Source organism: Streptomyces sparsus (assembly GCF_054776295.1).
On sequence record NZ_BAAHCA010000253.1, the window covers coordinates 1 to 5,800 of the forward strand.

Genomic DNA, 5,800 nt, shown 5'->3' on the forward strand with positions numbered 1-5,800 from the left:
GGGCCGCCGCCGGCAGCGCGGCGGCGATCCGGTCCAGCGCCTGCTGGTCGTGCGCGGCGGAGAGGAACCACGACTCGAAGGCGGACGGCGGCAGGTAGACGCCGCCGGCCAGCATCGCGTGGAAGAACGCGGTGAAGCGGAACGCCTCCTGGGCGCGGGCGCCGTCGTAGTCGCGGACCGGCTCGTCGGTGAAGAACACCGAGAACATGTTGCCCGCCACCTGCACCCGGTGGGCGACGCCCTCCTTGGTGAGCGCCTCCGCCACCATGCCGCGCACCGCGAGCGAGGCGGCGTCCACCCGGTCGTAGGCGTCCTGGTCCAGGTGGCGCAGCTGCGCCATCCCGGCGGCGGTGGCGACGGGGTTCCCCGACAGCGTGCCCGCCTGGTAGACGGGGCCGGCGGGCGCGAGGTGCGCCATCACGTCGGCCCGGCCGCCGAAGGCCGCCGCGGGGAAGCCGCCGCCCATGACCTTGCCGAACGTCATGAGGTCCGGCACCACACCGTCGATGCCGTACCAGCCGGCCCGGGTGACCCGGAAGCCCGTCATGACCTCGTCGGAGAGGAACAGCGCGCCGTTCTCCCGGCACAGCTCCTTCAGTCCCGCGTTGAAGCCGTCCGCGGGCGGCACGACGCCCATGTTGCCGGGCGACGCCTCGGTGATGACACAGGCGATCTCGTCCGGGTGCGCGGCGAACGCGGCCCGTACGGCCTCCAGGTCGTTGTACGGCAGGACCAGCGTCTCGCCGGCCTGCGCGCCCGTCACCCCGGGGGTGTCCGGCAGGGCGAACGTCGCCAGCCCGGAGCCGGCCGCGGCCAGCAGCGCGTCCACGTGGCCGTGGTAGCAGCCGGCGAACTTGACGACCTTCGCGCGCCCGGTGAAGCCACGGGCCAGCCGGATCGCGGACATGGTCGCCTCGGTCCCGGACGACACCAGCCGGACCTGCTCGACGGGTCCGACGCGGGCGGTGATCTCCTCGGCGAGTTCCACCTCCCCCTCGCCGGGGGTGCCGAACGAGGTGCCGCGGGCGACCGCGGCCTGCGCGGCGTCCACCACCGCCGGGTGGGCATGGCCGAGGATCATCGGTCCCCACGAGCAGACGAGGTCCACGTACTCCCGTCCGTCGGCGTCCGTGAGGTACGGACCCGCCCCGGACACCATGAACCGGGGCGTACCGCCCACGGCACGGAAGGCCCGCACCGGAGAGTTCACGCCTCCCGGTGTCACGACGGCGGCACGGTCGTAGAGCGACTGCGATACTGGTGCTTCGTACGGATAGCTCACGCCGACCATGGTGACAGAGCTTCGTCCGCTTGTGCGGTCGGGCGTTTCGCCGGTCGTACAGAGGGGAGGTCTCTGGGACGATGATCGGGTTGTGCGGCGGGGGCCGCGAGTAGTCAGGTGGTGACATGCGCGGAGGCGGACTGGGCGAAGGGGCCGGGGACCTCGAGCCGGAGAGCGTTCCGCGCGGCCGTCATCGGCGCGACGCGGCCGAGACGGAGAACAGCAAGGGTGGCAGCCCCGTGGGGGTGACCTACAAGTATTTCGGCGCGCCGGACGGCGCCACCGCGGCGCGCGTCCCGATCTCCATGCGCCCGGAGGAGCTCGGCGGTGACGAGCTCGGCCAGGGCGGCATGTTCACCAAGATCAAGCCCGAGACGATGGCCGCGATGGTGCTCACCGGCATCGAGGGCGTGCCCCTGCACCGCGTCCCACCCCTCGAACTCGTCGTGCTGCACCCGGACTACGCCGTCGTCAGGCTGCCCATGACCGTCGTCGACCCGCTGCGCGGCATCGGCGAGGAGTCCGTCGGCGCGGCGGCGTTCATCTGGTCCACCGTCCCCGACCGCGGTGGCCCCAGCGACGCCTTCGCCGTCTACCGCCTGCTCCACGAGTGGCAGGACTTCAGCCACCGCCTGCACGAGGCGGGCCACCAGCCCTACTGCCTGGTCTGGCCCTGAGCGGGAAGCACCCGACTCCTCCCCTCTCCCGCACGTGACGGAACCGTCAGGCTGCCGCCCCGCTCCGTAGCGGCGCGGGACCGGCGACTGCGGCACGCCGCGCGGGCAGCCGCGCGCCCACCCGTGCGCAGAAGGCGTTGAGGGCCCGCGGCCAGGACGTCGCGGCCCGCCGCTCCGCGCTCTCCGTCACAGGTGAGTCCCCGATTCCCTCCTGGATTCCTCCACACCCGCCAGACGATCATGCATTTCCCCGTTTCAGAAGAATTCGGGAAGGCGCTCGGATCATCGTAAATATGAATACAGAAGAGCGCTCGTACATTGGAGTGCGAAATGCGTGAATTCCCCGACTCACTTCGCAGTTGCTCCGACCACGCGGAGAGTTCTGCCAATCTTCCAGCACATCTCCAAGGCTCCCGGGCGATCGACAGGGCCCGGCAGGCCACGGCCCCCCTCCCACAGGAATGGCCTCTCGATGAAACTGAAGATCCCCCAGGCAGCCAAGTCCCGTTCCCTGACCGGATGGTTGACCACCGGCCTCGCCGGAACCATCGCCGCCGTGATGATCGCGGCGATGTCGACCCCGGCCCAGGCCATCGCCACTCCCGTACCCCTGGGTACGGCTGCCAGCTTCTCCGTACTGGCAGGTTCCGAGGTCACCAACACCGGTCCCACCGTGCTCGGTCAGGATCTCGGAGTCAGTCCGGGCACCGCGATCACCGGATTCCCTCCCGGGCAGGTGCTCGGCTCGGTGCACGCAGCGGACGCGGTGGCGAACAACGCCAAGAGCGACCTGGTCACGGCATACAACCAGGCCGCCAGCCAGGCCACGGACTTCGCCCTCGCGGCGGGAATCGGCAACGGCGACACCCTCCTTCCCGGCGTCTACACGGCGTCGTCCGGCGTCGGACTGACGGGTGACCTGGTCCTGGACGCGGGCGGAGACCCCAACGCGGTCTGGGTGTTCCAGATCCCCGAAGCCCTGACGACGGCCTCCTCCAGCCGGGTGCTGCTCACGAACGGCGCCTCGCCGTGCAACGTGTACTGGCAGATCGGGAGTTCGGCCACGCTGGGCACCACCTCCACCTTTGTGGGCACCATCATGGCGCTGACCTCGATCAGCGTGACCACGGGAACGAACATCGAGGGCCGAGCGCTGGCCCGCAACGGTGCCGTGACCCTCGACGACAACAGGATCTTCCTGGGCGACTGCTCGACCACGACGGGCGGCACGACGAACGGGACGACCACCGGGACCACGACCGGCACCACCACCGGGACCACGAACGGTACGACCACCGGCACGACCACCGGTACGACGAACGGCACGACTTCCGGCACGACCGGGGGCCTGATCGGCGGCGGCCTCATCACCAGCGGCGGGCTCCTGGGCGGACCGATCGTCACCGGCGGGAGCACCTCGGGAAGCGTCGCGGGGAACACCGTCGGCAACACCGCAGGCAACAACGTCACCACCGGTAACGTCTCGGGTACCACGGTCGGGAACACCGTCGGCGGCCCCGGCGGCAAGCCCGGTGGACCCGGCCACGGCCACGACCACGGCGGCAAGCCCGACGGACACGGCCACGACCACGGTGGCAAGCCCGACGGCCACGACCACGACCACCACGGCGGCAAGCCCGACGGCCACGAGCATGACCACGGCGGCAAGCCCGACGGACACGGCCACGACCACGGCGGCAAGCCCGACGGCCACGAGCAGGAGCACGGTGGCAAGCCGGAACACGGCAACCACTACGGCTACGACGACGTTCCGCAGCACGCGGGGCACCAGGGCGACGAAGGCTGACCAGAGGCTGCGATGAGCCCTTTCATCGGATGACGGCGCGCGGCGGAATCCCTGGATTCCGCCGCGCGCCGCCGGTGCGTCTCCGCGGAACGACCGTTGCGGGTTGCAGACAGGAAAGCAAGGTGAGCGGTGCCGAGCCGAATCGAACCGGCGGACGTGAAAGAACACGAACTTTCCGACTCCGGCCCACCGCGGGAACGTCCTGAAGCGTCGGACGTTCCCGAAGAACTCCCCCTGAGCGTACGTGCGTGGAAAGCCGGGGTCTCCACGACCGTGGCTCTCGTGCTGGCCGTCACACTGATTCACGTCGTGTGCGTCTTCTTCCACGTGGCCCCGGGAAATCCCGTGTCCCGGCGATACAGCCAGCAGATCGACGCATGGGTGTATCCCCTCTTCGAACAGAACTGGCGCCTTTTCGCCCCCAATCCCGACTCCGTCAACCGGCAGATCCTGGCGAGGACCGCGCACTCCGGCCCCGGCGACTCGACGCGGGTGAGCCCGTGGTTCGACCTGACCGCCGTGGACGAATCCGCGATCGAGCACCAGGCGTTCCCGAGCCACACCGCCCAGAACCTCCTGCGCCGCGCCTGGTCCTCCTACGTCGAGACGCACGGCGAGGACGACACGGCGCGCTCCGAGCGGGCCGTGATGATGCAGGAGTACGTGAGCAACATCGCCGCCGACCGCGTCGCCGAGCACCGCGGTGGCCGCGACTTCGACTTCATCCAGCTGCGCGTCGTCACCCGCCCCGTCGCCGCCCCCGGCTCGGACGTCCGGAACGGCACGACGACACCTGTCGAGAAGCGGCTCCTGCCCTGGTGGAAGGTGACTCGTCATGGGAAATGAGCAGACGCGCGGACTCCCCACCGCGGCAGTCGCACCGGATCGTGCGACGGACCCGGCTCCGCCCGTGGGCGCACTACGACGCCGGTTCCGGGCCCGGGTCCGTGCCTGCCGGACGCTCGTCACCGAACAGCCGGTCTCCCTGTATGCCACGTCGGTGCTGCGCATCGGCTACGGGCTGCTCTACCTGGTCTTCCTGCTGCGCGAGTTCCCGCACCGCCACGTGATGTGGGGACCGGACGCCCCGTGGACTCCGGCGCTGGCGGCGCAGCTCTTCGACCAGACGGGCTGGTACAGCCTGCTGATCCTCTCGGACAGCCGTGCCTGGTTCGAGCTGTGCTACGCGGCGGCCCTCGTGACGTCCGCGCTGTTCGTGCTGGGCTGGCGGACCCGGGTCGTGTCCGTCCTGTTCGCCGTCGTGGTGGCCTCGTTCCACGCACGGTCGATCTTCATGACGGACGGGGGCGACAACCTGATCCTGCTGATGTCCCTCTACCTCGTGTTCACCGCGTGCGGTCGGCGCTGGTCCCTGGACGCGCGGCGGGCACGGAGGAGGGTCGCCGGCGGGGCCGACGCGCCGGAACGGGTGCGGAGTTCCCGCGCCCGGCAGCTCCGTGCCGCCCGCGTCACACTGGCGACGGTGCTGCACAACTGCGCTGTGTTCGTCATCGCGGCCCAGGTCTGCTTCCTGTACGGCTCAGCCGGCCTTTACAAGGTCCAGGGCTCGTTCTGGGCCGACGGCACGGCACTCCACTACGTGCTGAACCTCGAACTCTTCCAGCCCTGGCCCGCGCTCTCCCACTTCGTCGGCCAGTACCCGCTGGCGATCGCGGCCATCAGCTATCTGACCGTGCTCACCCAGGTCGCCTTCCCGTTCGTGCTGTTCGGCAGGCTCAAGTACCCGGTCCTCGTGGTGCTGCTGGGCATGCACCTCGGGATCGCGGTCCTGCTGGGGCTGCCGGTCTTCTCCGGCGCCATGATCATCGCGGACGCCGTGTTCCTGCCCGACCGCTTCTACGCCTTCCTGCCCCGCCTGTGGCGGCTGACGGCTCAGCGACTGGGTGTGCGGCGGCCGGCAACGTCCCGGGGAGGCGTGACGGCCGCGTCCGTACCCGCGCAGGGCAGGCACGAGGCCCCCAGCCTGAGCAAGCGGTAGCAGGCGCTGCCCCACCGCCCCGGCCGGTCACCGAC

5 protein-coding genes are annotated in these 5,800 nt (G+C 70.4%); 4 read left to right on the top strand and 1 reads right to left on the bottom strand.

Annotated features, from left to right (window positions below; translation table 11 throughout):
• The coding region (hemL, locus tag ACYVE9_RS13610) for a glutamate-1-semialdehyde 2,1-aminomutase (protein ID WP_461028084.1) at positions 1–1,291 on the bottom strand (1,291 nt) is incomplete at its 3' end.
• Positions 1,292–1,407: 116 nt separating this feature from the next.
• Between hemL and ACYVE9_RS13615 the strand changes: the two genes are divergently transcribed.
• From ACYVE9_RS13615 to ACYVE9_RS13630, 4 genes are all read left to right on the top strand, one after another.
• A complete protein-coding gene (locus ACYVE9_RS13615) occupies positions 1,408–1,959 on the top strand; it encodes a hypothetical protein (RefSeq protein ID WP_461028085.1) in 552 nt (183 codons plus the stop codon).
• A gap of 472 nt (positions 1,960–2,431) precedes the next feature.
• Entirely contained in the window at positions 2,432–3,766 is a 1,335-nt protein-coding gene (locus ACYVE9_RS13620; RefSeq protein WP_461028086.1) for an ice-binding family protein, read from the top strand.
• A gap of 282 nt (positions 3,767–4,048) precedes the next feature.
• Complete coding sequence (locus ACYVE9_RS13625; RefSeq protein ID WP_461028087.1) at positions 4,049–4,612, top strand: DUF5819 family protein; 564 nt, start codon at positions 4,049–4,051, stop codon at positions 4,610–4,612.
• Positions 4,602–5,765: an HTTM domain-containing protein gene (locus tag ACYVE9_RS13630; RefSeq protein ID WP_461028088.1), complete on the top strand. Its 1,164-nt coding sequence runs from the start codon at positions 4,602–4,604 to the stop codon at positions 5,763–5,765. Before ACYVE9_RS13625 ends, ACYVE9_RS13630 begins: the two co-directional genes overlap by 11 nt.
• Positions 5,766–5,800 lie beyond the last annotated feature (35 nt).